Origin of the sequence: Tardiphaga sp. vice154 (genome assembly GCF_007018645.1) — a bacterium.
GTDB lineage: Bacteria > Pseudomonadota > Alphaproteobacteria > Rhizobiales > Xanthobacteraceae > Tardiphaga.
Genome location: NZ_CP041399.1, coordinates 446,100 through 471,009, shown reverse-complemented (window position 1 = coordinate 471,009; position 24,910 = coordinate 446,100). Strand labels below are relative to the sequence as shown.

Here is a 24,910-nt window from a genome sequence, read left to right as displayed (position 1 = left end):
TGTCTTGCCATTCCAGCAACAGCGCTTTAGCACTCCGCCCGCATCAAGACATTTCAAGGAACTTCGATCATGGCAACGCACAAACTGCTGCTTCTCCCCGGCGACGGCATCGGCCCCGAAGTGATGGCCGAGGTGGAGCGCCTGATCGACTGGTGCAATGCCAAGGGCGTCGCCCGGTTCGAAACCGAGACCAGCCTGGTCGGCGGCGCCGCCTATGATGCGGACCAGCTCCCGATCACCGACGCCACCATGGCGAAAGCGGAAGCGGCCGATGCCATCATTTTCGGCGCGGTTGGCGGGCCGAAGTGGGACAGCGTGCCCTATGAGCATCGCCCGGAAGCCGGGTTGTTGCGGCTGCGCAAGGATCTCGGCCTGTTCGCCAATTTGCGGCCGGCGGTGTGCTACCCGGCGCTGGCGGAGTCTTCCAGCCTCAAGCGCGAGGTCGTCGAGGGCCTCGACATCATGATCGTGCGCGAGCTCAACGGCGGCGTGTATTTCGGCGAGCCGAAGACCATCACCGATCTCGGCAACGGCCAGAAGCGCGGCATCGATACCCAAGTCTACGACACCTACGAGATCGAGCGCATCGCCCGCGTCGCCTTCGATCTCGCGCGCAAGCGCGGCAACAAGGTGACGTCGATGGAAAAGCGCAACGTCATGAAGTCCGGCCTGCTGTGGAACGAGGTCGTCACGCAGGTGCACGCCCGCGAATATCCCGACGTCAAGCTCGAGCACCAGCTCGCCGATTCCGGCGGCATGAACCTGGTGAAGTGGCCGAAACAGTTCGACGTCATCGTCACCGACAATCTGTTCGGCGACATGCTCTCCGACATCGCGGCGATGCTGACGGGCTCGCTCGGCATGCTGCCCTCGGCCTCGCTCGGCGAAGTGAACGCCAAGACCGGCAAGCGCAAGGCGATGTATGAGCCGGTGCATGGCTCGGCGCCGGATATTGCAGGCCAGGGCAAAGCCAACCCGCTGGCCATGATCGCCTCGTTCGGCATGGCGCTGCGCTATTCGCTGGACCTCGGCGAACTCGCCGACAAGGTGGATGCAGCCGTCGCCGCGGTGCTGGCGAAGGGCCTGCGCACGGCGGACATCATGTCGGATGGCATGACCGCCGTGAGCACCGCGCAGATGGGCGAGGCGGTGGTGACCGAATTGCAGGCGCTGTAGGAAGTCCGTAGCCCGGATGAAATCGGTGCGCCGCATCGCGGCGCGGCGATGTAATCCGGGGCAAGCAGTTCAGCGGATGAGGCGACCCCGGATTTCGCTTCGCTCCATCCGGGCTACATTCCCAAACAAAAATGCCCGGCTGAGCCGGGCATTTTCGTCGATCGATCTGGCTGCGCTCAGAACAGCGAGGGAATCGGGAAGCCGCGGGTCTGGTAGTCGTCGCCATAGCCGAAATCCGAGGCCGGGTTCAGCGGCTGGCGATCCAGCGGGCGGTTCAAATTGCCGCGCGCGAAGGTCTGGCCCTGGGGGAAGGCATAATCGGTGAATTTGCGGTCGCCCGGCAGCACTTCGACGCCGGCATCGAGCCAGGAACGCTTGGTGACATAGACCCGGGTACGCGGACCGGCCTGATAGGAGGCGTTGGGGTTGCCGCGCACCCCATAGGCGGCGTCGCGATCATAGACCCGCGCCTTGCGCTTGGTCTGGGCATCGGCCGGCGACGCCGCGAGGCTGACCGCCAGCACGGCAACCGCCGAAAGCAGCACTGCAAACGTCTTCGCAGCCGAGGTCTTGGCGGGGAATTTCACGGTCATCATGTCCTCATTGGCATTCGGATGGGCAGGCGAAGCAGCATGCCCATGATTTGGTGGCAGTTTAGCTGCCGCATAGGCGCCGCGACAAGGTGAATCGGGCCACACTTGGGCAGATAATGTCGGCCAGGGCCAAATGTTGCATGCGGTCCAGCACCTTGTGGTGCTGGCCCTCACAGGCTGCCGCGCAAAAACAGGCCCGGCACACCGGCAATCGGGATTGCCGGCGACCGCGAACCCGGCTGTTTGGCCGGCTGAACCGAAGCGGGCGCCGGCATGAGCCGGCTGAGCTGGCTCACAAGCTCCGGCCCGACCCGGTCGGCCAGGCCGTCGAACGATTGCAGGGCGCCGATGATGATCAGCCCCAGCACGCCCACATAGGCCAGCAGACGCGCCACCAGCGCGCCGCCGTCATCCACGATGCGGCGCAACGCCGGGGACATCCAGGTCTGGGAGGGGTAGCGCGATGTCGGAACAGGATGCATTTAACACACGGGTACGCGGGATTGGGCCGCCGATCATTGTCTCGACGGGGTTTTTCGCATAGAAGCCGTGCCGCTACCCTATCCGCAGCTTGCGGGGGCCAAGCATATTTCTTCGGAGAGTGAACGATGGGTTACAAAGTCGCGCTGGTCGGAGCGACCGGCAATGTCGGGCGTGAAATGCTCAACATCCTGGACGAACGCAAATTCCCCGCTGACGAGGTGGTGGCGCTGGCCTCCCGCCGCAGCATGGGCGTCGAAGTCTCCTATGGCGACCGTACCCTGAAATGCAAGGCGCTGGAGCATTACGATTTCAGCGACGTCGATATCTGCTTGATGTCGGCAGGAGGCGCGGTGTCCAAGGAGTGGTCGCCGAAGATCGCCGCGGCCGGCGCCGTTGTCATCGACAATTCGTCGCAGTGGCGGATGGACCCGGACGTGCCGCTGATCGTGCCGGAAGTGAATGCCGACGCCTGCGCCGGCTTCACCAAGAAGGGCATCATCGCCAATCCGAACTGCTCGACCGCGCAGCTCGTCGTGGCGCTGAAGCCACTGCACGACAAGGCGACCATCACCCGCGTCGTGGTGTCGACCTATCAGTCGGTGTCCGGCGCCGGCAAGGAAGCGATGGACGAACTGTTCCAGCAGACCAAGGCCGTCTACACCAATTCGGAACTGATCAATACCAAGTTCCCGAAGCGGATCGCCTTCAACGTCATCCCCCAGATCGATGTCTTCATGGAGGATGGCTACACGAAGGAAGAGTGGAAGATGATGATGGAGACCAAGAAGATTCTTGATCCCAAAATCAAGATGTCGGCGACCTGCGTGCGGGTGCCGGTATTCGTCGGCCATTCCGAAGCGGTCAACATCGAGTTTGCGAATCCGATCTCGGCCGACGAAGCCCGCGACATCCTGCGCAACGCGCCGGGCTGCCTGGTGATCGACAAGCGCGAGGCCGGTGGCTACGTCACGCCGTATGAAGCGGCCGGCGAGGACGCCACCTACATCAGCCGCATCCGCGAGGATGCCACGGTGGAGAACGGCCTGGTGCTGTGGTGCGTGTCGGACAATCTGCGCAAGGGTGCAGCGCTCAACGCCGTGCAGATCGCCGAGTGCCTGATCAACCGCAAGCTGATCACCGCGAAGAAGAAGGCGGCATAAGTAGCAACGAACGCTGTAGTCACCCTCCCCCTTGCGGGGAAGGTCGGCAATCGGCGCGCGCAGCGCGATGATTGCCGGGGTGGGGGTAGCCGCAAACGCCGTCGCCTGCGGCTACCCCCACCCCGGCCCCTCCCCGCAAGGGGGAGAAGAGCTACAGCGCTCCGCTTCTAAGCGGTCGCCCTCTCGCTATCTGACCGCCAGGAATTCCTTCGCGTCCTGATCCAGCACCGACAGCGACCCCATCGCGACGCCGAAATAAGCGCCGTGCAGCTGCAACTCGCCGCGCGCGATCGCGGCCTGCACGAAGGGGAAGGTGCCAAGATTTTCCAGGCTGCGCATCACCGCGGCCTTCTCGATCCGTGTCGCAAAATCCGTCATCGTCTCGTGGTCGCGGATTTCCACCGTCTCGCCCGGCTTGACGAACATCGACATCCAGCGGCCGATGAAATCGCCCGGCGACAGCGGCGCGGCATTGTCGACGAAGGCGCGGATGCCGCCGCATTGTGCGTGGCCGAGCACGACGATGTGCTTCACCCGCAAAACCTGCACGGCATATTCCAGCGCCGCCGAGACGCCGTGGGCACCGCCATCGGGCTGATACACCGGCACCAGATTGGCGATGTTGCGCACCACGAACAATTCGCCGGGGCTGGCATCGAAGATGACCTCCGGCGACACCCGCGAATCGCAGCAGCCGATCACCATCACCTCCGGTGACTGGCCACGCTCGGACAATTCGCGGAACCGCGATTGTTCGGTCGGCAGCCGCTGCGACGTGAAGGTCTGGTAGCCAGAGATGAGGTTTTGCGGAAATTCGGTCATAGGTTCGCCTCTTAGGTTTCCCCGGATAACCATAGGACGCCGCCTCGGACAAGCCTTTCGGGCGAAGGCCTGAAATGTTATCGCGACAGCCATAACCGCCCTCGGGGCGCAATATCACAGGGAATGACGCCATGATCCGTCCGCGCCGCAGTGTCCTGTTCATGCCGGGCTCCAACCCGCGCGCGCTTGAAAAAGCCCGCACGCTGCCGGCCGACGGCATCATCCTCGACCTCGAGGACGCCGTGGCACCCGACGCCAAGGCGAGCGCCCGCGACGCCATCGCGCAGGCGGTCAGCGCCGGCGGCTTCGGCCAGCGCGAGGTCATCATTCGCATCAACGCGCTGGATTCGCCGTGGTGGATCGACGACGTCACCATGGCCGGGCGCGTCAAGCCGGACGGCATTCTGGTGCCGAAGATTTCCAGCGTCGCGGACCTGGCAGCGATCGCCGACCGGCTCGGCGACATCAATGCCGACATGTCGATCAAGGTGTGGGCGATGATCGAAACCTCCGGCGCCGTCCTGCATGCCGAAGAACTGGCGGCGGCGTCGCGGGATTCCGAGATGCGGCTGGCCGGCTTCGTGTTCGGCCCCAACGACATCGCGCGCGAAACCCGGATCCGCATGCTGCCCGGTCGCGCGGCGATGCTGCCGATGATCATCCACTGCATTCTCGCCGCGCGCCTGCACGGGCTGGAGATGCTCGACGGCCCCTATAGCGGCATCGGCGACGCCGAAGGATTCCGGGCCGAAGCGACGCAGGGCCGCGACATCGGCTTCGACGGCAAGACGCTGATCCACCCCGGCCAGATCGATGCCTGCAACGAGATCTTCACGCCGCCGCCGGAAGAAGTCGCTTACGCCCGCCGCGTCATCGCCGCGTTCCAACAGCCGGAAAACCAAAGCCGCGGCGCGATCCAGCTCGACGGCAAGATGGTCGAGCGGCTGCACGCCGACATGGCAAAGCGCACCATCGCGATTTCGGATGCGATTGCCGCGATGGGCTGAGCGTGTTCACCCTCCCCTGGAGGGGGAGGGTCGCTCGCTGTCGGCGGAGCCGAAGCGAGCGGGGTGGAGTGACGGCCCCTCATTGCTGCAATAGCTGAAACAAAGCACCGCAAAGTTATTTCGGATGAGCGCGTGGTTCACCCCACCCCGAACTTCATCACGCTTCGCACGGTGTCATTCGACCCTCCCCCACCAGCAGAGGGTAAACGGGTTTCGCGATCCGCTCCATCGCCCACGCATAGAAACTGCCCGCGATCGGCCGCTCCTTGCCTCTGCCCTTGGGCGAGACGTGGAAGCCCAAAATCTCCGGATCCGCAACCAAAGCGGAAAAATCCGACGGCTCGAAGAATAATCGTGGTTCGGCGTGCACCGCGTAATACGACTTTCGCGGCAGCGCATGCTTTGCGTAGCAGAACCGCTTCGACAGTGCCGTGAGCGAGGCCGGGCCGAAGATCGCGACGCGAATGTCGGCGAGGCGCGTGGTGATCCCGCGCATGCTGCGCCAGGCAAACGACAGCCGATGCCGCCACGCCAGCCAGTCCGGCGTCAGTTCGTCCTGCGCCATCAACGCGGCGAAGGCCTTCACGATCGAATCGTCCGGCGGCAGATACAATACGGAGTTGCCTAGCTGGCGCGGCTTCTCCCAGGCGAAATAGGGTTTTGCCGGATCGATCTCGACAGGCCTGAGCAACAGCACGTCAGCGTCGAGCCACAGCCCCGCGCCCAAAGCCATCAGCCGCATCCGGAAGAAATCGCTGAACTGCAGCGTGGTCCAGTCGCGCCACGCACCACCTTTGCCGGAAGACCGCAGCCGTTCGGCGAAAGCGCGCGGCAAAACGGCTGTGGCATCGGCATTTACGACGCCGTGCGGCAGGCCCCGCAGCGGCGCGAAGCTGTACAGCGTGACGCGATGCCCTGCCCTGCGACCGCAGGCACAGCAGCCGCAGCGCATCGAGCCGCCCATCTCAGAAGGTGACGACGTCGGGAATCACACGCGTCACTTGGCAGCTACGATCACGCCCAAGCGCGTGCGGTCTTGGCTTGTTCTTCGTAGGCGTCAATCGAACCCTGCTTTTCCTTGGTCAGGCCGATATCGTCGAGGCCGTTGAGCATGCAGTGCTTGCGGAACGCGTCGATCTCGAAGTGCACAACGCCACCATCGGGACCGCGGATTTCCTGCTTCTCGAGATCGATCGACACCGTCGCATTGGCGCCGCGCTCGGCATCGTCGAACAGATGGTCCAGCGTTTCCTGCGAGACACGGATCGGCAGTACGCCGTTCTTGAAGCAATTGTTGTAGAAGATGTCGCCGAACGAGGTCGAGATCACGCAGCGGATACCGAAATCCAGGAGCGCCCACGGCGCGTGCTCGCGGCTCGAGCCGCAGCCGAAATTGTCGCCGGCGACCATGATCTTGGCATTGCGATAGGCCGGCTTGTTGAGCACGAAATCGGGATTCTCGCTGCCGTCGTCCTTGTAGCGCGCTTCGGCAAACAGCCCCTTGCCCAGCCCCGTGCGCTTGATGGTCTTGAGGTACTGTTTGGGAATGATCATGTCGGTATCGACATTGATCACCTTCATCGGCGCCGCGACGCCTTCCAGCGTGGTGAACTTTTCCATCGTGCTCGTCCCTCGATTGTGGCCGCGTTCTAGCCCGATCGGACGTGGCGTCCAAGGGCGATCTGAGCCCCTAATCGGCCACCTGCGCCTCGATCGCCTCCATGTCGTCGTCCGACAGGCCGAAATGATGCCCGATCTCGTGGATCAGCACGTGGCGGACGATGTGACCGAGGGTTTCGTCGTGTTCGGCCCAGTAATCCAGGATCGGGCGGCGGTACAGCCAGATCATGTTGGGCATCTGGCCGGTGGTGTCATGGCCCTGGAACGGCAGGCCTATGCCCTGGAACAGGCCGAGAAGGTCGAATTCGGTCTCCGCCTGCATCTCCTCCAGCACCTCGTCGGTCGGGAAATCATCGACCCGGATAATGACGCCCTCGCATAATTTGCGAAAACCGTCCGGCAGCAGCGCCAGCATGGCGTGCGCCATCGTTTCCATCTCGGCAAGATCGGGGGCTTTGGCGGAGGACCACATCCATCCTGTGTAGAAGATTGCGCCGGATTGGGCAAAGCCTGGACGCCGCGGCGGTTGACGGGCGGGCGGCAATCGGGGACGTTGCGGCTCGATTTGGACGGTTTGGGGCGTTGAAGATGCGGATTTCGATCGGGGCGATGGGTTTGGCTGCGGCGCTTTGCGCCCTGCCGGCGGCCGGCACGGCGCAGGCGCAATCTGCCCCACGCGTGACGCAGGCTCAGTCCGGCTCAGACCTGTCGGCGCAGAGCCGCCGCCCGCGCGCCCGCGTCCGAATCTACCGCAATGACGAGGTGCGCGGCGTCTATCCGCAATACAATCCCGGCCCGAACGCGGTGCGTGATTGCACGGCCACGCTGGTGCAGGAATTCCGCCCGAGCGGAACCGTGATCGTTCCGCGCATGAACTGCTTCTGGCGCCGCGGCTGATCGCAACAGCGTCGCGCGGATCGTTTGCCGGTCGGCAATTTCGTTTTTGTTTCAGCGACAGGATGTCCGAAACGACATCGCCATCATTCACATCGCGTTCACCGCAGCTGTCCTAGCGTTACTTCAAGCGCGGCGTGTCCTGCCGTGCGGCATCATAACGGTGCCGAAATGAGGAAACGAAAATGAACATCAGGAAGATCTTTGGTTTTGCGGCGATCGCAGGATTGCTGTTCGTCGCGACGCCCGGCCAGCGCGCCGAGGCGATGTCGCTGAACAGCCCCGGCATCGCGGCCACCGTGCAGAGCGGCGTCGGCGCCGGCGTGACCGAAGTACAGTACCGGCGGCACCATCGCGGCTACCGTGCACACCGTGGCTATGGCCGCCCGCATCACGGTTTCCGCCATCACCGCGGCTATTATCGCGGTCCGCACTTCGCGCCGCGCCCGCATTACGGCCATCGCCGCGGTCACTACCGGTTCTGATCGACGCCAAACTGTACTCCGAACAGGCCCGCTCCCGCGGGCCTGTTCACAAACAATTGTCTCGTTCGCGTGTTCGCGGATGGCCTTGTGCCGGAAGATCCGACCTCTCTGCCGCGTCGCTGTGTCGCGGGAAACCGCGTGGCAAATATGAGTTAGCGTGGCGTTGGGGCATCACTGAAGGAAAGCACTATGAAAACATGGATTAGCGCCGCCGTCATGACGGCCGCCGTCGCCTTCGGCGGAGCCTTGGCAGGCACGGCAGCCACCGCCGCGCCGCAGTCTTCGCAGCAAGCCGCGCCCGGCAAGTCCGGCATTACTGATTTTAGCGCCCAGCGCCGTCATCATCACGCACGTCGTCACTATATGCGCGGCCATCATGTGTACCGCGGCTATCATCGTGGCTTCGCACCGCGTTACGTCTATGGGCCGCGTTACGGTTATGCGCCGCGCTATGGCTACGCACGGCCGTATCAGCGCTCCTACTACCTGCCGCCGGCCTATTCCGGTAGCCCCTATGGCTACGGCGGCTATCGCCCGGCCTATTACGGCAGCCCGTATTACGGCAGTTCGTTCGGCGGTTACGGCCGGCCCTATGGTTATAGCGGCTACGGCGTCGGCTTCGGCCATCGCGGCTATGGCTATGGCCATGGCGGTCCCGCGATCAGCGTTGGTTTCGGCTTCGGTGGTCCGGGCTTCGGCTTCGGTCGCTGGTAATCATCCACCCGCGAGTGATGAACATGACGGGCGCCTTCGGGCGCCCGATTTCGTTTGGTCGACCGCATGGCGGTTTCATTCATGAGGCGTTCAGATCGTCCTTCGTAATTTTCACGCAAGGTTAAAGGGAATAGCACCCACGACGCCGGTTCGGCTCGGCGCAGGTGTCCCATGCACCCATGATCGGGAGGACGTCTGCCATGACGACAGGTCAAGGTTTTGCGCGTGGTCTGGTGCACTCGCTCGGCGTGGTCGCCGCGGCAGCGATCCTGCTCTCGACGGCGCCCGCACGCGCCGTCTCGCTGATCGGGCCGGGTACGGCGCCCGCGACGAGACAGGCGCCGGACGGTACGACGCAAGTCCAGATGAAAGTACTGGGCGGCGGCGGGGCTCCCGGCGGCGGTGGCGGCTTTCGCGGCGGCGGAGGTGGTCCTGCCTTTCACGGCGGCGGCGGGTTCCGAGGCGGCTTCCATGGGGGAGGCGGCGGATTCCGCCCGGCCCCGGCGTTTCGCGGCGGCGGCATGGCGATCGGCCGGCCGGCCTTTGCCGGCGGCGGCATTCGTTATGCCGCGCCCTTCATCGCGCGCCGCCACGTCTACGCGCCGGTGCGCTATGGCTACCGCCACCATTACCGACCGCGCTATTACGGCTACGCGCCGATCTATTACGGCCCGCGCTATTATCATCCGCGACGTTTTTGCCGCGTCGTGATGACCTATTACGGCCCGCGAAAAATCTGCCGCTACAAACCCTGGCATCATCGCCACTGGCGCCGCGTTCATCGTTTCAACGTTTCCTGGTAGCAGCAGATACAGCGGTCGTAGCCGGCGCCTGTCCCCGACCCGATCGGGAATGGGCGCCGGCGCCGTTATCGCGGTTGGTCAAGATGCCGCCATCGCAGCAGGCTCGGCCCGGCGCGCCCGGCGATCCAGGTCAGGACGGCAACACTGCCGAGTTGCCAGACGAGCACCATCCAGCCGCCGTCGGCGTTGTGAAAAAGCCGCAGGCCAAAATCACCCAGCGCTGCGGCCGCGAGACCGCCGAGCGCAACGCTGGTGCGGGGCAGCAGGGGCGCGCCTGCACGCAACATCGCCACCATCGCCACGGCGGGAATGGCGCCGACCGCGGCAATGGCGGGCAGGCATAGCCAGTCCGACTGGAAACCGGCGCTTCCACTCAACCATTCCGCGACGCAACCGTAACCGACGCAACTCGCCCAGACCGCAAGCGGAATGGCCGGCAGCACGATCCACGCCCGCGAACGGCCGGGGATGGTGGTAGCGAACGCCGCCAGCGCCGCCGTCGCCGCCGTCAGCAACGCCGAGACCTGTTCGATGACGAAGCGGGCATCGCTCATCTTCATCGCGAGATCGGCCCGCAGCGACATTGCATACACGACGGCACCGACCGAGATCAGCGCGACTGATATCCACAACGCGGCTCTCGCCACCGGACCCGGCAGCCGGCGTGCGGGCGCGTCTTGTGCAAGTCGCGCGATGATCTGGTCGGTATCCATCCTCAGCTCATCCCTCTCATGGTCTTGCGCAGCGAATGCACCGCGCGATGCACCGCGACCTTCAACGCGGCGATGCTCAGGCCACTGGCGGCGGATGCCTCGCGCAGCGAAAGCCCTCTGACCTTGAGCATCTCGATTGCCTTTTTCTGTCCCGCCGGCAGCGCATCGATGGCAAGCGCCATGGCCTCTTGGTCAATCAGATCCCCAAGTGTGTCCTTCGTTTCGACCGGCGAAAAGGTTTCAGGGAATTCCCCGGCATCGACCTCATTTTCGGTGCGCCGCGCATAGCGCCTTGCCGCGTCGGCCATCCGGTTGCGGACAATCGCCATCAGCCACGGTATGAACGGACGGCCGGGATCGTAGGACGACCGAACCGAATGCAACGACAGCAGAACATCCTGCACGATGTCCTCGACATCCGCGAGCTGCAGAAACGGACGCCTGCGGCGAATGACGGAGCGCAGGCCGGTTGCGAGCGTCTTCAACAGCCTGTCATAGGCGGCGTAATCGCCATCCTGCGCCGCGCGCATCCAAGCCGTCAGTTCGCGCTCCCCATGTTCATCGAAGATCATGTCGGCAACCCAGGGTCACAAAGGCGTGAGGAACGCCAACAATCATTGCAGCTCTGTAACTTTTTACAACGCCGCCGAGAATAACGGTCCGAGGGTGCAACGGCGCCCTCGTGTTCACAACGGGGATCAAGCGCCATGTCAAATCTATTCTCGAAGGTCGTTCTCGCCGCCGGCCTGCTGCTCGTGTCATCCATCGCGCAAGCGGCCCAACCCTTTAGCGCCGACGGATTCCAGGCCGCGCAGCGCGCCAACAAGAGCATCCTGGTGGACGTCACGGCGCCATGGTGCCCGACCTGCAAGGCGCAACGGCCGGTGATCGCAGCCCTGGAGAAGAGCAACCCGCAACTCGTGGTGATGGAAATCGACTTCGATACGTCGAAGGATCTGCTGAGGAAGTTCGGCGTGCAGACGCAGAGCACCTTGATCGTCTACAAGGGTGACAAGGAAGTCGGCCGGTCGACCGGCGTAACCGATGCTACCGCCGTCTCCAATATGGTCAAGAAGGCCCTGTGAGTTGACCGACCTGGCCAGCCTTGCATTCAGCTACGGCGCCGGAACGCTGTCCACGCTGTCGCCCTGCGTGCTGCCCTTGCTCCCGATCGTGATCATCGGCGCCATCGAGCAGCACCCGCTCGGCCCGGTCGCGCTGGCGACCGGTCTGGCGGGGTCGTTTGCCGCGACGGGCCTGTTCGTCGCGGCCATCGGGCTCAACCTCGGCATCGATTCCGGTGTGCTGCGCCATGCCGTGGCCGTGCTGATGATCGTGTTCGGCGTGGTTTTGCTGGTACCTGCGTTGCAGATGGCTCTGACGTCGGCGGCGGCTCCGCTGACGGCAGGCGGCAACAACCTGTTGGGGCGCCTGTCATTCACCGGCATCCCCGGCCAGTTTCTGCTCGGGATCTTGCTGGGAGCGGTGTGGTCGCCTTGCGCAGGCCCGACGCTCGGCGCCGCCATCGGACTCGCGGCCCAAAGCACCACGATGATGAGCGCGCTGCTGTTGATGCTGGTGTTCGGCGCCGGCGCTGCGACGCCGGTGTTGGCGCTCGCCTACGGCTCGCGGCAGGCGATGCTGACCCGCCGCAACCGGATGGCCGAGGCATCGCGCTTCCTGAAGCCGGTCGCGGGAGCGGCTTTGCTCGCGGTCGGCCTGTTCGTGATCACCGGTCTCGACAAGATCGTCGAGGCCTATCTGACGAACGCCATGCCGGACTGGCTGGTGAACGTAACGACGCGACTATAAGCGTCGTCAATTCAACCTATCCCGGAGGAAGTCCAATGAGTTCTCTCAAGAAGTCGCTCCAGATGCTCGGTTCGATCGCGGCCGTCAGCGGCATGGTCGCCGCAACGGCGGCACCGGCCCGGGCCCAGGCTGCCAATCCCTGCGCGGCCAAGACTGGAAGGAATCCCTGCGCGGCCAAGGCAGCCAATCCGTGCGCTGCGAAGGCCGCCAATCCTTGCGCCGCCAAGGGTAGCAATCCTTGCGCGGCCAAGGCGGCGAATACCGGCGGAATGAAGAAATAACTTTCGACCGCAGCACGCACCGCTGATTCCGAACCGCGCCGGCGGACGACAAGCCCGCCGGCCTGACACCGAGTACGTGGAAAAGCCGATGGACAATGCACCGGGCCGGGCGGAAGTGATATCCGCCGCACAACTGCGGCTAATGACCGAGGCCGCTGTCAAGGCTGCCGACTGCATCCGCGTGCTTTCCAAGAGCGGGCAGAACCTGGTCGGCGAGGTGTTGCGCTGCGACGAATTCACCGAGTGGGAGCACTATCCGCCCGATGACGTACATGACTCGGAGACACACGCGCATTATTATTTTCACGCGCACGCACCGGATGAGACGCGGGACGGCGACTTCGGACATTTCCATACGTTCCTGATGCAGGATGGATTCCCCGACCATCTGCGCCCGGCCGTGCATTCTGATAGCGCGTCGCCCGCCGGCGTATCCTGTCATCTCATCGCGATTTCGATGACGCCGCAAGGACTGCCGGAACGGCTCTTCACCACCAACCGCTGGGTGACCGGCGAAACTTGGTACGCTGCGCGCGACGTGATCGCGATGCTGGATCGCTTTGACATAGACCTCGCCTCGCCGTCCTGGCCGCTCAATCAGTGGCTGTCGGCGATGCTGGTGCTGTTTCGTCCGCAAATCGAACAACTCATCCTGCAGCGCGATCAGGCCATTGAATGCTGGCGCGCCCGACATCCGGAGCGCGACGTGTTCGAGGATCGCGAGCTCGAAGTCACGTCGTCAATGGCCATATCTCTTGTCGGTCAGATCGAATGGCTGGACAGCCTGGGCAGTCCCGATCCATAGGCGATCCCAATCCCGCGCCAGATCTGCCGCTCCGAATTCCTGGCGCGGATCGATCCATCGTGATGAGCAGCGTGCTCGCTATTGTCCGGGACCCAGCGGGTACAGTTGTGCGGCAGCATCCGTGAAGCGAATGCCTCACCGGCCAAGCTGGAATTTTTCAAATCGCGCGAGCTCTTCCTCGATGCGGCGCTTCCATTGCTTACGCGGCGACTTGTTCGCGCCGTCGCCGACCCAGCTCCATTTCTGCATCAGCAGTTTCCCTGCCTCGCGGTCGGTCTTCAGATCGAGCGCGGCGACGATCGCGCCATGGACCAGCACCGGCAATGCGAAGTAACCGAGCTGGCGTTTCTCCTTCGGCACATAGGCTTCGAAGCGGTGGTCGTAGCCGAAGAACAGGTTGGTGCGCTTGCGCTGGATGATCAGCGGATCGAACGGCGACAGAATGTGTACCAGCTTGCTGTCGCCTTCGCTTGAATCCTCGATCGCCGCGGGCGCGGCCCAGTGCTCCTGCTTGCCGGCCCCGTCGAGCGCCACCGGCACAAGCTCGCCGCGCCGTATCCGCGCCTCGATCAGCTTTCGCACGGCGGCTTTGGACGGCGCATCGAGATGGCAAATCGAATCCAGGCTGACGATGCCCTGCGAACGCAGTGCTCGGTCGAGCAAATAGGCGATCTTCTCCGGCGCGCTGGCCGCCTTTGGCAGCTTGTCCCAGCCGAAATGACGGAGTGTGAGATCATAGGTCTTCAGCATGCCGGTACGCTCGGAGATCGTCAGCACGCCTTCGTAGAACGCCAGCTGCAGCGCCCGCTTCGACGGCTTGCGGCTGGCCCATTCATGGTCCTTGTCGCGCAGCACGTCGTCATCGATGTCGCGGATCGACAGCGGCCCGGCCCTCGCCAGCCGCAGCACTTTTCGCATGTCGGCCGGCGTCACCGTCGCAAAGAACGAATGCCCGTTGCGACGGTAGTACGTCATGTCCGGCACGAAGTAGCGCAGGTCCGCCGTCGGCACGTAAGACAGAGCGTGGGTCCAGTATTCGAACACGCTCTTGTCGTGCGTCTGCGCCTGCTTGAGATATTCGCGCCGGTAACCGGGCATCCGCGAAAACAGGATATGGTGATGGCTGCGCTCGATGACGTGGATGGTATCGATCTGCACATAGCCGAGATGCGCCACGGCCTCCGCGACGGCCTGCGCGCCGTCGCCAAACGGCGCGCGCACATCGAGCCGCTGTGCGCGCAACCAGATGGCGCGGGCGGTGGTGGGTTCGATGGGGATCGGGCTGGCAGGCTTGCGGAGCATGGCCGCAACTTTAGCAGAATTCGCAGCTGTGCTCACACCGGCCTATCCCCGTCATTGCGAGGAGCCCTTGCGATGAAGCAATCCAGTATTGCCGAGTTTGTGGCTTTCTGAATTTCCTCTTCGCTTCGCTCCTCGCAATGACGGCTGAGAGGTTCGTGCTAACTCAGCGCCACTCGCGAATATCCACAAAGTGTCCGGCAATCGCCGCCGCTGCCGCCATCGCGGGCGACACCAGATGGGTGCGGCCCTTGTGGCCCTGGCGGCCCTCGAAATTGCGGTTCGAGGTGGCGGCGCAGCGCTCCTCCGGCAGCAGCTTGTCGGGATTCATCGCCAGGCACATCGAGCAGCCGGGCTCGCGCCATTCGAAGCCGGCTTTCAGGAAGATCTTGTCCAGCCCCTCGGCTTCGGCCTGCGCCTTCACCAGGCCGGAGCCCGGCACGATCATCGCGCTCAGATTACCGTTGACGGTGTGGCCCTCGACGACCTTCGCAGCAGCCCTAAGATCCTCGATACGGCCATTGGTGCAGGAGCCGATGAAGATGCGGTCGAGCTTGATGTCGGTGATCTTCGTACCCGCCTTCAGGCCCATGTAATCCAGCGCGCGATGCTTGGAGATCCGCTTGGCCTCGTCAGCGATCCGGTCGGGGTCCGGCACCACGCCGGAGATCGAGACGACGTCTTCCGGCGAGGTGCCCCAGGTGACGATCGGCGGCAGTTTGGCCGCGTCCAGCCGCAATTCATGGTCGAAGAAGGCGCCCTCGTCAGAGCGCAGAGTCTCCCAATAACGCATCGCCTCGTCCCACATCGCGCCCTTCGGCGACATCGGCCGGCCCTTCAGGAATTCATAGGCCTTCTCGTCGGGCGCGATCAGGCCGGCGCGGGCGCCGCCTTCGATCGACATGTTGCAGACCGTCATGCGGCCTTCCATCGACAGTGCGCGGATCGCCTCGCCGGCATACTCCATCACATAGCCGGTGCCACCGGCGGTGCCGATATCGCCGATGATCGCCAGGATGATGTCCTTGCCGGTGACGCCGTCGGGCAGAACGCCATCGACGGTGATGCGCATGTTCTTGGCTTTCTTCTGGATCAGCGTCTGCGTCGCCAGGACGTGCTCCACTTCGGAGGTGCCGATGCCATGCGCCAGCGCGCCGAACGCGCCATGCGTCGAGGTGTGGCTGTCGCCGCAGACGATCGTGGTGCCGGGCAGCGTAAAACCCTGCTCCGGGCCGATGACGTGGACGATGCCCTGACGAATATCGAACTCGTTGTAGTACTCGATGCCGAACTCGCGGACGTTCTCGGCCAGCACGGCAATCTGCTCGGCACTTTCCGGATCGGGATTGGGCTTGGAGCGATCGGTGGTCGGCACGTTGTGATCGACGACGGCCAGCGTCTTCGACGGCGCATGCACGTTGCGGCCCGCGGCGCGCAAGCCTTCGAACGCCTGCGGCGAGGTGACTTCATGTACCAGATGGCGATCGACATAGAGCAGGCAGGTGCCGTCATCGGCCTCGTGCACCAGATGGTCGTTCCAGATCTTGTCGTACAGGGTGGTCGGCTGGGAGGCGTCGGTCATGGGATCATGCCTTGAGGAATGTGAACCGGAAACGCTGCGCGGGGTGTCGGAATGCGGCGGGCAGCCAAAGCGAACGATCGGACGGCGTCAGAGCTATCAAAGCTCAGCCGCAACCCCCGTCGTGAAGCGACCGAAGAATCGTCCGGGCAGCCGGCTGTGATCGTCGATCACGATGCGGGCCATCAGTTGGTACAGATCTGGAAACATTGCAGCCATATAGCACCGGCGCAGGCTTTCGCCAATGCGCGGCACAACGCAAAAAAGCGCGGCTTGCGCCGCGCTTTGATTGCAATTCCGTAACGCGAAGTTTACTTCGCGGCAGCCACGGCGGCGCCCTTGACGGGACGCTCGGTCTTCTTCTCGACGATGCGGGCCGACTTGCCGCGCAGGTTGCGCAGGTAATACAGCTTGGCGCGACGCACCTTGCCGCGACGGACCACCTTGATCGAGTCGATCATCGGGGACAGGGTCGGGAACACGCGCTCGACGCCTTCGCCGTAGGAGATCTTGCGAACCGTGAAGCTCTCGTTGATGCCGCCGCCGGAACGGCCGATGCAGACGCCTTCATAGGCCTGCACGCGGGAACGCTCGCCTTCGACAACCTTCACGTTGACGATGACGGTGTCGCCGGGGCCGAATTCCGGGATCACCTTGGTGGCCGAAAGGCGGTCGAACTGCTCTTTTTCGAGCGTCTGGATCAGGTTCATCGAAATCTCCATCGGCGGCGCGCCCAGACGACGGCGCGGGCTGCGCACGAAACTTATACCCTGCCATTGCACGGATTTGGCGCTGCTATACGGGAAAGCGAAGCCCTTGTCACCCATCCGTCGCGATTTTTGGCGGTTTTCGTTTTTTGCCCGATTCGGGCGGCTTTGGACGGGCTGCCCAGAGATCCGGTCGACGGCTTTGGGTCAGCGCTTCGGCCTCGGCCAGCCGCCAGCTGGCGACTTTCGCATGGTCGCCGGACAGCAGGATGTCTGGGATCTGGCGGTCTTCGAAGAGTTGCGGGCGGGTGTATTGCGGGTATTCCAGGAGGCCGTCGGAAAAACTCTCGTCGGTACCGGAGGACAGCTTGCCCATGACGCCCGGCAGCAGCCGCACGCAGGCGTCGATCAGGGTCATCGCGGCGATCTCGCCGCCTGACAGCACATAGTCGCCGATCGAGACTTCCTCGAGGGCGCGGGCGTCGATGACGCGCTGGTCGATGCCCTCGAAGCGGCCGCAGACAATCAGCGCGCCCGGCCCTGCCGCAAGTTCCGCAACCCGCGCCTGGGTCAAGGGACGGCCGCGCGGGCTCATGACGAGTTTCGGTCGGTCCTGCGCGTCGGCGGCGTCTATCGCCGCGGCCAGCACGTCAGCGCGCAGCACCATGCCGGGGCCGCCGCCGGCCGGGGTGTCATCGACGCTGCGGTGGCGGTCGGTGGCAGAAGCACGGATGTCACGGGCCTCCAGCGCCCAGACGCCCGACGCCAGCGCTCGGCCCGCCAGGCTGATGCCGAGCGGCCCGGGAAACATCTCGGGAAACAGGGTGAGCACGGTGGCACGCCAGGTTTTAGAAGTATCTGAGGTCATACGCTGCGGCCTCTGCTCCCCTCCCCCTTGCGGGGAGGGGTTGGGGGTGGGGGTGCCGCAAACGCCGGAGCCCGTGGCACCCCCACCCCGGCCTCCACTTCGCCAATGCTGCGCATCGGCTCGTTCGGCCGACCCTACCCGCCTAGCGAAGCTTCGCTTCGCGCGGGGGGAGGGAGACCATGAACGACGCAGGTATCCTTACTATTCTTCCGCGGTCTTGGGGTCTTCGCCGTCGATCTCTGCAGGCATCTCGATCACCACGTGACCGGCCTTGAGGTCCACGGTCGGCACCACGGCGTCGGTGAATGGCAGCAGCAGCGTGTTGCCTTCGACCGGCGCGATTTCGATGATGTCGCCGGCGCCGAAATTATGGATCGCCAGCACCTTGCCGATCGCGGCACCCGCGGCGTCGATCGCGGCAAGCCCGATCAGGTCGGCATGGTAATATTCGCCGTCCTCGGTATCGGGCAGCCGATCGCGTGGGATGTAGAGTTCGATGCCGTTGAGGCGCTCGGCGTCTTCGCGGCTGGCGACGCCCTTGAAGGTCGCGACCAGATGGCCATTGGCCTCACGCACGGTGTCGACTTCCAGCGTGCGACCGCCGTCCTTGGTCTTCAGCGGGCCGTAGTCGGTCACCGCCAGCGGATCTTCCGTGAAGGTCCATAATTTCACGGCGCCGCGTATGCCATGCGGCGCGCCAATCCGCGCGACGCATATTTTTGCGGTGGTCATGACGCCACCTCACGCCGGACTGCACGGCACAGGCCGCAAACTACCAGGCATGAGGTGTCGTGCATCAATGCTTACTTCGCTGCTGCGGCGGCTTTGGCGGCGGCGGCGGCGGCCGACTTGGCGGCAGCAACTTCAGCGGCCTTGGCTTCCGCAATCACCTTGCGCTCCTTGCGCGGGATCGCCTTCTCGGGATTGCTGCGGGTCTCGCGCTTGGCAACGCCGGCGGCATCGAGGAAGCGCGACACGCGGTCGGACGGCTGCGCGCCCTTGGCGAGCCAGACCTTGACCTTCTCCATGTCGAGCTTCAGGCGAAGCTCGTTGTCCTTGGCGAGCAGCGGGTTGAAGTAGCCGAGACGCTCGATGAAGCGGCCATCGCGGGGGAAGCGCGAGTCGGCGACGACGACGTGATAGACGGGACGCTTCTTGGTGCCGGCGCGGGCGAGACGGATGACGACGGACATGGGATTCTCCTAAAGTGTTCGTTGAATGCGAGTGAATGAGCGGGTGTTATTTCTTCTTCCCGAAGCCGGGAAAACCACCGAGACCCGGTAGCGTCGGTTTGCCTGGTCCCGTGAGACCCGGAAATTCTTTCGGCAGCGACGGCATGCCCTGCGGCATTCCGCCCGGCATCTTTTCAGCCATGGCCTTCATCTGCTCTTGCGACGGCATGCCGCCACCGCCAAAGCCCATCGCTTGCGCAATGCCGGCCATCGGGCCGCGCTTGCCCTGCCCCATGGCCTTCATCATGTCGGCCATGTTGCGATGCATCTTCAGCACCTTGTTGACTTCCTCGACCTTGAGGCCGGCGCCTGCAGCGATGCGCTTCTTGCGGCTGGCTTTCAGAATATCGGGGTTCTTGCGCTCAGCCCTCGTCATCGAATCGATGACCGCAATCTGGCGCTTGACGACACGGTCGTCGAGATTGGCGGAAGCGAGCTGGTTCTTCAGCTTGGCGATGCCGGGCATCATGCCCATCAAACCGCTGAGACCGCCCATGTTGGTCATCTGGATCAGCTGTTCGCGCATGTCCGCGAGGTCGAACTGACCCTTGCGCATCTTCTCGGCGGTGCGCGCGGCCTTCTCGGCGTCGATATGGGCTGCGGCCTTCTCGACCAGCGAGACGACGTCGCCCATGCCGAGGATGCGGCCGGCGATCCGGCTGGGGTGGAAGTCTTCCAGCGCGTCGGTCTTTTCGCCGGTGCCGATCAGCTTGATCGGCTTGCCGGTAACGGCGCGCATCGAGAGTGCCGCGCCGCCGCGGCCGTCGCCGTCGACGCGCGTCAGCACGATGCCGGTGAGGCCGACGCGCTGGTCGAAGGAGCGCGCGAGGTTGACGGCGTCCTGGCCGGTCAGCGAATCCGCGACCAGCAGAACTTCATGCGGGTTGGCGGCGGCTTTGATTTCCGCTGCTTCCGACATCATGTCTTCGTCGAGCGTGGTGCGGCCGGCGGTATCGAGCAGCACGACGTCGTAGCCGCCGAGCTTGGCGGCGGCGAGCGCGCGCTTGGCGATCTCGGCGGGCTTTTGCCCCGCGACGATCGGCAGCGTCTGAATGTCGAGGTCGCGGCCGAGCACCGCGAGCTGCTCCATCGCCGCCGGGCGATAGATGTCGAGCGAGGCCATCAGCACCTTGCGCTTGTCGCGCTGGGTGAGGCGGCGGGCGAGTTTCGCGGTGGTGGTGGTTTTGCCGGAGCCCTGCAGGCCGACCATCATGATGGCCACGGGGGGCACGGCGACAAGGTCGATGCCGCCTTCGCCATCGGCGCCGAGCGTCCGGACCAGCTCGTCATGAACGATCTTGACGACCATCTGGCCGGGGGTGACCGACTTGACGACGGTAGCGCCGATCGCCTGTTCGCGCACGCGCTCGACGAAATCGCGCACCACGTCGAGCGAGACGTCGGCCTCGAGCAACGCGCGGCGCACTTCGCGCATCGCGGCATCGACGTCAGCTTCCGACAGCGAACCGCGACCGGTCAACCGGTCGAGAATTCCGCCAAGCTTTTCCGACAGATTGTCGAACATCAGATCATCGTTTCCAGCGTCGCCATCCGGATGATGGACGAGTAATCAACAGCCTCGTAACCAACCACTTTTGCGCCCGAGGGCGCATCGCGCTGTCGGGCGTTGACCTCCGGTCTCAAGGGCCGGTCGGCGGGTCGAAAAGAGAACTTTCCGAGATTTGCCGGGTGTTTACAGTCGTTCGACGCTGCAAGTCAATAAAACAAAGTGCGCTGGTAGCTGCTTCGCTACGCGCCGACAGATCCATGCGGCGGCGTCGCTAAGGTCAATTTCCCGTTTTGTCCTACCCGCTGGCGCTTTGCCGCTTGCGTTTAAGGCCGAGTTCCATGCAAATACAGGCGCCACTTTAGATAGTATATTACATCCCAGCAATCTTAAATAAACGGATGGGGATAACGCCATGGGAATTGAAATTCACGTCATCACCGGACTGGACGGGCAAAGTGCCTCGGTTAGGGCCTCCGGCAGCGTTCAGCACATCATCACCGATGCCGAACGCAACACCTTCGGGATCAACGACGCCGCGCTGAAAAATGCCGTCGCCCGGTATTTCGGGCAAGCGCCCGATGACGCCTTCCTGCACAGCGACACTCCGTGGGGCGATCTGTACCGCACCTATGGTTGGTCACAAGTCCAGACGGTTTTGACCGTCGCGAGCGCGACCGTCACCGGCATTACGTCGGATCCGGTGATTGTGGCCCAGAATGTTCTGCGCAATGACAGCAAGGTGCCGGGCACGTTCAGCGCCAGCGCGTCGGAATCCGTCAGCGACACGACGTCGAACACCTGGTCGTCGAGCGATTCCATCCAGGTGTCAGAAAAATTCAGCTACGAGGTGTCGTTTCTCGGTACCGGCGGCAAAGGCGAGACTTCACTCGCCTACACGCACAGCTGGGGAGAGAGCAAAACCGAGAGCAAACAGGTCACCGTCGGATCCACCCAAGGCGTCACGGTGACGTTGGCGCCGGGCCAAGCGGTGAATGCCCAGATCACGGCGTCGCGCGGCGTCATGAAGGTCCGGATTGTCTACAACGCGACGCTGACCGGCTTGGTGGCGATAAACTACGGCAACCGATACAAAGGTCACCACTTCTGGGGGCTTCCACTCTCCGGCGCGATGGCAGCGGCAGGATTGTCGATCAACAAGACCTTCACCGAAGACATCGAGATCGGCTTCTATGCCAATGACCAGGTCATTCTGACCGATCCGGTTTCCCAGCAGGTGATGAGCCTGCATCACGGTGCGGCCATGCCCGGCATCGGCGGGGTGCCCACTGAAAGGAAGGCGCTCACTTTTGAGCGCATCGGAGACTGAGCGGAAGGAACCGGGGGGCTGGCGCATCGCGCCCATTGCCGATCGCTGAACGCTGTGGCTTGGAACGCTGTGGCTTGGAACGCTGTGGCTTGGAACGCTGTGGCTTGGAACGCTGTGGCTTGCGGAACCCGCCGGCGCAATCCATTTGAGAGAAACCGTGCCCGACCGGGCGCGGCTGGTTTTCGTTCAGGCTTGCCCCGCTGCAATTATGATTTCCCGCCGCCACCTTCTGAGCTCGCTAGGCGGTCTCGCCGCCACGGCCGGGCTATCGGCCTTCTGGGCTTCCCGCATGACCTCCTATGACGGCCCCGTCTCCGACCATTTCGACGGCCGGACCTTCTTCGATCCCGACGGCGTGCCGCCGAAGTCGCTCGGCGAGGTGCTGCGCTGGCAGTTCGGCGGCGACCGCCAGCGGCAGGCCTGGCCGGACTGGGTCGAGAACGAACACGCTGACATCCCGCCGCCGCGGGTCACGGCCGGGGTGCGGCTGAGCTTCGTCGGCCATGCCAGCTGGCTGATCCAGACCGCGGGCCAGAACATCCTGATCGATCCGGTATGGTCGGACCGGGTTTCGCCGGTCTCTTTCGTCGGGCCGAAGCGGCACAATGCGCCGGGCATCGCCTTCGACCGGCTGCCTGCCATCGACACCGTGCTGGTGTCGCACGGCCATTACGATCATCTCGACCTCGCCACGCTGTCGCGGCTGGCGGCAACATTCAACCCGCGCGTGGTGACGCCGCTCGGCAATGACAGCACCATGCGATCGGCCGACCGCGCGATCCGGGTCGAGGCCTTCGACTGGAAGGATCGCGTCGACCTCGGCGGCGGGCTGGCGGTGACTTTGGTGCCGACCCGGCACCGGACCTCGCGCGGCCTGTTCGACCGCAACAAGGCGCTGTGGGCGAGCTTCGTGCTGGAGACGCCGGCGGGCAAGATCTACATCGTCTGCGATTCCGGCTACGGCGACGGCATCCACTTCCGCCGGGTGCGCGACGCGCATGGGCCGCTGCGGCTCGCGATCCTGCCGATCGGCGCCTATGAGCCGCGCGGGTTCATGAAGGACCAGCACATGAATCCGGCGGACGCCATGAAGGCATTGGCCGATTGCGGCGCCGGGCAGGCGCTGGCGCATCACCACGCCACGTTCCAGCTCACCGACGAAGCGATGGACGCGCCGGCGAAAGAACTGGCGGTCGCACTGGGCGCGGCAGAAATTCCACGAGAGCGGTTCGTCGCGCTAAGACCGGGACAGATTTTTGAGATTTAGCTCCGTCATTGCGAGGAGCGAAGCGACGCGGCAATCCAGAAGGCCACAAGGAAGAGCTGGATTGCTTCGTCGCAAAGGCTCCTCGCAATGACAGCAACAGCTACTGCGCCGGCTTGATTTCCCAGGCCACGCTGACCGTGACCCGCAGCGTCTCCTCGCCCTGTGCGACGGGCGCGGAGGCGGCAACGCCGGCCATCTTGCGAAATGTCATCGGCGCCGGCGCGCCGCCGCCGTCTTCAGAAATGCTGACCGGCATCCCCAGCGAGACGCCTGCGGCTTTGGCATAGATCTCGGCCTTGCGCCGCGCATCGGCCACGGCTTCGAGGCGGGCCTCGTCGAGCAGCTTCGACGCCTTCTCGACCATGAAATTGATGCCGCCGATCTCGTTGGCGCCGGACGACACCAGCGTGTCGATGGTGGCCGCGACCTTGGTGACGTCGCGCAGCCGGATGGTGACGCGGTTGCTGGCGCGATAGCCGGAGATCACGTTCGGCCCGGGCTTGGTCTGCTGCGCATATTGCGGCTGCAGCGAAAGCCGCGCGGTCTGCACGTCCTTCTCGTCGAGCCCACCGGCCTTCAGCGCCAGCAGCACCTTGCCCATCGCGGCATTATTGGCCTCGGAGGCCTCGCGCGCGGTCTTTGCCTCGCTGCTGACGCCACCGTCGATCAGCGCCATATCCGGCGGCACCGACACGGTGCCCTCGCCGGAGACCGAGATCGTCGGTGGCGGCACGACCTGCGCCAGAGCCGGTGAACCGATGAGTGTGCCGGCGAGTGCGAAGAGAATGACAGGATGTTTCATTCCCGAACCCTCTGAACTGTCCAAGGCTTCTTTATGTCCGACGCAGCCGCGCCGTTACTTCAGCGGGACGTAGACATTGATGACCAGCCGGTCTTCGGCCGTCTTCAACGGATCGGTCATGTACTCCTCGATGAACGTGTCCTTGGCTTCCAGCTTCTTGTCGTCGAGGTGATTGGTGATCGCCTCGTAGGTGTTGTCCATGTTGTCGTAGGAGCCGCGGTGCACAAATTTCAACGCGCGGCCTTCCGGTGACTTGCTGACGCTCATCGCCTTCGGCAGGCCCTTGGGCTCCTGATCGACCGGGATCTCGGCGAGGAACGTGAAGCCGGTATCGTCGGTCGAGGTGTAGACGATCATCGGATTGCCGGAGGGTTTGATGCTTTGCTTGTCGAGCAGCGCCGTCATTTGCTTGAAGGCATCCATCAGGGTCTCGAACGCCGAATCCCAATTGGCCTTGCCGCTGAAGGCCAGCACCTGCTTCGGGGCCAGCGTGATTTCCTCGCCGAACGGATCGGCGGCCTGCACCGCCGGCGGCGGCGTGACAGGTGCCGGAGCGACCGGCGCCGGCGTTTCGACGACGACCGGCGGAGTGACCGGTGCGGCCGGCGTGGCGGCGGAAGGCGCCGGCGCGGCAGGGGGTGCCGGCGTGGCAGGGGGTGCCGGCGTGGCAGGGCTCGGCGTAGCCGGGGCGACGGGCGCCTGGGCCGGCGTCTGGGTGCTGGGAGTGGTCGCCGCCGGCGGGGTGGCGGGTGGCGCCTGGGCGACGGCTGCAAAGTTCAGCGACAGCGCGGCGGCCGGGATCAGCGCCACGGTGGCGAAGCGGAGCAGGGAACGGTTCATCGAAAACTCTCCATCGGCAACGGCACACACTTAAGTGGCACCGTGACATGCGCAATCGGCCATCATGGTAACACGCTGCCGCGCAATTCGTCCCCGCGCAAACCGCCGGCG

Annotated in this window: 29 protein-coding genes and 2 pseudogenes; 14 read left to right on the top strand and 17 right to left on the bottom strand. The window is 64.2% G+C overall.

Annotated features, from left to right (window positions below):
- Positions 1-69: 69 nt before the first annotated feature.
- Positions 70-1,176: a 3-isopropylmalate dehydrogenase gene (leuB, locus tag FIU28_RS02165; RefSeq protein ID WP_143571456.1), complete on the top strand. Its 1,107-nt coding sequence runs from the start codon at positions 70-72 to the stop codon at positions 1,174-1,176.
- A 176-nt stretch (positions 1,177-1,352) separates the two neighbouring features.
- On the opposite strand, the gene FIU28_RS02160 is transcribed toward leuB, so the two are convergent.
- Positions 1,353-1,769: a hypothetical protein gene (locus tag FIU28_RS02160; protein ID WP_143571455.1), complete on the bottom strand. Its 417-nt coding sequence runs from the start codon at positions 1,767-1,769 to the stop codon at positions 1,353-1,355.
- Between the two features lie 170 nt (positions 1,770-1,939).
- Positions 1,940-2,209: a hypothetical protein gene (locus FIU28_RS02155; RefSeq protein WP_143571454.1), complete on the bottom strand. Its 270-nt coding sequence runs from the start codon at positions 2,207-2,209 to the stop codon at positions 1,940-1,942.
- A gap of 168 nt (positions 2,210-2,377) precedes the next feature.
- Between FIU28_RS02155 and FIU28_RS02150 the strand changes: the two genes are divergently transcribed.
- Positions 2,378-3,412, top strand: coding sequence for an aspartate-semialdehyde dehydrogenase (locus FIU28_RS02150; protein WP_143571453.1), 1,035 nt, complete (start codon positions 2,378-2,380; stop codon positions 3,410-3,412).
- Positions 3,413-3,598: 186 nt separating this feature from the next.
- On the opposite strand, the gene FIU28_RS02145 is transcribed toward FIU28_RS02150, so the two are convergent.
- Positions 3,599-4,234, bottom strand: a complete 636-nt coding sequence (locus FIU28_RS02145) for a carbonic anhydrase (protein ID WP_143571452.1) — start codon at positions 4,232-4,234, stop codon at positions 3,599-3,601.
- A gap of 131 nt (positions 4,235-4,365) precedes the next feature.
- On the opposite strand from FIU28_RS02145, the gene FIU28_RS02140 reads away from it, so the two are divergent.
- Positions 4,366-5,241 carry an HpcH/HpaI aldolase/citrate lyase family protein gene (locus tag FIU28_RS02140; RefSeq protein WP_143571451.1) on the top strand — a complete coding sequence of 292 codons (876 nt, stop codon included), beginning with the start codon at positions 4,366-4,368 and terminating at the stop codon, positions 5,239-5,241.
- A gap of 157 nt (positions 5,242-5,398) precedes the next feature.
- Here the strand turns inward: FIU28_RS02140 and FIU28_RS02135 are convergent.
- From FIU28_RS02135 to FIU28_RS02125, 3 genes and pseudogenes are all read right to left on the bottom strand, one after another.
- Positions 5,399-6,188 (bottom strand): annotated as a pseudogene (locus FIU28_RS02135) (hypothetical protein).
- A 67-nt stretch (positions 6,189-6,255) separates the two neighbouring features.
- Complete coding sequence (gene leuD, locus FIU28_RS02130; protein ID WP_143571450.1) at positions 6,256-6,861, bottom strand: 3-isopropylmalate dehydratase small subunit; 606 nt, start codon at positions 6,859-6,861, stop codon at positions 6,256-6,258.
- 70 nt (positions 6,862-6,931) lie between these two features.
- Positions 6,932-7,333, bottom strand: a complete 402-nt coding sequence (locus FIU28_RS02125; protein WP_143571449.1) for a metallopeptidase family protein — start codon at positions 7,331-7,333, stop codon at positions 6,932-6,934.
- 116 nt (positions 7,334-7,449) lie between these two features.
- Here FIU28_RS02125 and FIU28_RS02120 point away from each other — a divergent pair, with 116 nt between their 5' ends.
- From FIU28_RS02120 to FIU28_RS27245, 4 genes are all read left to right on the top strand, one after another.
- Positions 7,450-7,758: a hypothetical protein gene (locus FIU28_RS02120; protein ID WP_143571448.1), complete on the top strand. Its 309-nt coding sequence runs from the start codon at positions 7,450-7,452 to the stop codon at positions 7,756-7,758.
- 182 nt (positions 7,759-7,940) lie between these two features.
- Positions 7,941-8,240 carry a hypothetical protein gene (locus FIU28_RS02115; protein ID WP_143571447.1) on the top strand — a complete coding sequence of 100 codons (300 nt, stop codon included), beginning with the start codon at positions 7,941-7,943 and terminating at the stop codon, positions 8,238-8,240.
- Positions 8,241-8,429: 189 nt separating this feature from the next.
- Entirely contained in the window at positions 8,430-8,954 is a 525-nt protein-coding gene (locus FIU28_RS02110) for a hypothetical protein (protein WP_143571446.1), read from the top strand.
- Between the two features lie 200 nt (positions 8,955-9,154).
- Positions 9,155-9,757 carry a hypothetical protein gene (locus tag FIU28_RS27245; protein WP_168202840.1) on the top strand — a complete coding sequence of 201 codons (603 nt, stop codon included), beginning with the start codon at positions 9,155-9,157 and terminating at the stop codon, positions 9,755-9,757.
- Between the two features lie 65 nt (positions 9,758-9,822).
- On the opposite strand, the gene FIU28_RS02100 is transcribed toward FIU28_RS27245, so the two are convergent.
- Positions 9,823-10,470: an NrsF family protein gene (locus tag FIU28_RS02100; protein WP_246660836.1), complete on the bottom strand. Its 648-nt coding sequence runs from the start codon at positions 10,468-10,470 to the stop codon at positions 9,823-9,825.
- A gap of 2 nt (positions 10,471-10,472) precedes the next feature.
- Positions 10,473-11,042 carry a sigma-70 family RNA polymerase sigma factor gene (locus FIU28_RS02095; protein ID WP_143571443.1) on the bottom strand — a complete coding sequence of 190 codons (570 nt, stop codon included), beginning with the start codon at positions 11,040-11,042 and terminating at the stop codon, positions 10,473-10,475.
- A 135-nt stretch (positions 11,043-11,177) separates the two neighbouring features.
- On the opposite strand from FIU28_RS02095, the gene FIU28_RS02090 reads away from it, so the two are divergent.
- The 4 genes from FIU28_RS02090 (at position 11,178) to FIU28_RS02075 (ending at position 13,368) form a co-directional block, all read left to right on the top strand.
- A complete protein-coding gene (locus FIU28_RS02090) occupies positions 11,178-11,555 on the top strand; it encodes a thioredoxin family protein (protein WP_143571442.1) in 378 nt (125 codons plus the stop codon).
- A 1-nt stretch (position 11,556) separates the two neighbouring features.
- On the top strand, positions 11,557-12,282 hold the full coding sequence (locus FIU28_RS02085) for a cytochrome c biogenesis CcdA family protein (RefSeq protein ID WP_246660835.1): 726 nt from the start codon (positions 11,557-11,559) through the stop codon (positions 12,280-12,282).
- A gap of 35 nt (positions 12,283-12,317) precedes the next feature.
- Positions 12,318-12,563: a hypothetical protein gene (locus tag FIU28_RS02080; protein ID WP_143571440.1), complete on the top strand. Its 246-nt coding sequence runs from the start codon at positions 12,318-12,320 to the stop codon at positions 12,561-12,563.
- A gap of 88 nt (positions 12,564-12,651) precedes the next feature.
- Positions 12,652-13,368, top strand: coding sequence for a DUF6969 family protein (locus FIU28_RS02075; RefSeq protein ID WP_143571439.1), 717 nt, complete (start codon positions 12,652-12,654; stop codon positions 13,366-13,368).
- A 135-nt stretch (positions 13,369-13,503) separates the two neighbouring features.
- Here FIU28_RS02075 and FIU28_RS02070 read toward each other — a convergent pair whose 3' ends face one another.
- Entirely contained in the window at positions 13,504-14,670 is a 1,167-nt protein-coding gene (locus tag FIU28_RS02070) for a winged helix-turn-helix domain-containing protein (RefSeq protein WP_143571438.1), read from the bottom strand.
- 163 nt (positions 14,671-14,833) lie between these two features.
- Positions 14,834-16,249, bottom strand: a complete 1,416-nt coding sequence (leuC, locus tag FIU28_RS02065; protein WP_143571437.1) for a 3-isopropylmalate dehydratase large subunit — start codon at positions 16,247-16,249, stop codon at positions 14,834-14,836.
- 51 nt (positions 16,250-16,300) lie between these two features.
- Between leuC and FIU28_RS26245 the strand changes: the two genes are divergently transcribed.
- The gene (locus FIU28_RS26245) at positions 16,301-16,549 is read left to right on the top strand and encodes a hypothetical protein (RefSeq protein ID WP_168209926.1); all 249 of its coding nucleotides are present in this window, start codon (positions 16,301-16,303) and stop codon (positions 16,547-16,549) included.
- Between the two features lie 8 nt (positions 16,550-16,557).
- Here the strand turns inward: FIU28_RS26245 and rplS are convergent, their stop codons facing one another.
- From rplS to ffh, 5 genes and pseudogenes are all read right to left on the bottom strand, one after another.
- Positions 16,558-16,956 (bottom strand): 50S ribosomal protein L19, encoded by a 399-nt coding sequence (gene rplS / locus FIU28_RS02060; protein WP_143571436.1) that lies wholly within the window; start codon positions 16,954-16,956, stop codon positions 16,558-16,560.
- Positions 16,957-17,065: 109 nt separating this feature from the next.
- Positions 17,066-17,821 (bottom strand): tRNA (guanosine(37)-N1)-methyltransferase TrmD, encoded by a 756-nt coding sequence (gene trmD / locus FIU28_RS02055; RefSeq protein WP_143571435.1) that lies wholly within the window; start codon positions 17,819-17,821, stop codon positions 17,066-17,068.
- Between the two features lie 201 nt (positions 17,822-18,022).
- Positions 18,023-18,553 carry a ribosome maturation factor RimM gene (rimM, locus tag FIU28_RS02050; protein WP_143571434.1) on the bottom strand — a complete coding sequence of 177 codons (531 nt, stop codon included), beginning with the start codon at positions 18,551-18,553 and terminating at the stop codon, positions 18,023-18,025.
- Positions 18,554-18,690: 137 nt separating this feature from the next.
- A pseudogene (rpsP, locus tag FIU28_RS02045) lies at positions 18,691-19,014 on the bottom strand (30S ribosomal protein S16); the annotation flags it as partial.
- A gap of 46 nt (positions 19,015-19,060) precedes the next feature.
- Positions 19,061-20,578, bottom strand: a complete 1,518-nt coding sequence (gene ffh, locus FIU28_RS02040; RefSeq protein WP_143571432.1) for a signal recognition particle protein — start codon at positions 20,576-20,578, stop codon at positions 19,061-19,063.
- Positions 20,579-20,975: 397 nt separating this feature from the next.
- On the opposite strand from ffh, the gene FIU28_RS02035 reads away from it, so the two are divergent.
- Positions 20,976-21,890, top strand: coding sequence for a hypothetical protein (locus tag FIU28_RS02035; protein ID WP_210245456.1), 915 nt, complete (start codon positions 20,976-20,978; stop codon positions 21,888-21,890).
- A gap of 289 nt (positions 21,891-22,179) precedes the next feature.
- The gene (locus FIU28_RS02030; protein ID WP_143571431.1) at positions 22,180-23,157 is read left to right on the top strand and encodes an MBL fold metallo-hydrolase; all 978 of its coding nucleotides are present in this window, start codon (positions 22,180-22,182) and stop codon (positions 23,155-23,157) included.
- 100 nt (positions 23,158-23,257) lie between these two features.
- Here the strand turns inward: FIU28_RS02030 and FIU28_RS02025 are convergent, their stop codons facing one another.
- Positions 23,258-23,959: an SIMPL domain-containing protein gene (locus tag FIU28_RS02025; protein ID WP_143571430.1), complete on the bottom strand. Its 702-nt coding sequence runs from the start codon at positions 23,957-23,959 to the stop codon at positions 23,258-23,260.
- A 54-nt stretch (positions 23,960-24,013) separates the two neighbouring features.
- Positions 24,014-24,799, bottom strand: coding sequence for a GyrI-like domain-containing protein (locus tag FIU28_RS02020; RefSeq protein WP_143571429.1), 786 nt, complete (start codon positions 24,797-24,799; stop codon positions 24,014-24,016).
- Positions 24,800-24,910 lie beyond the last annotated feature (111 nt).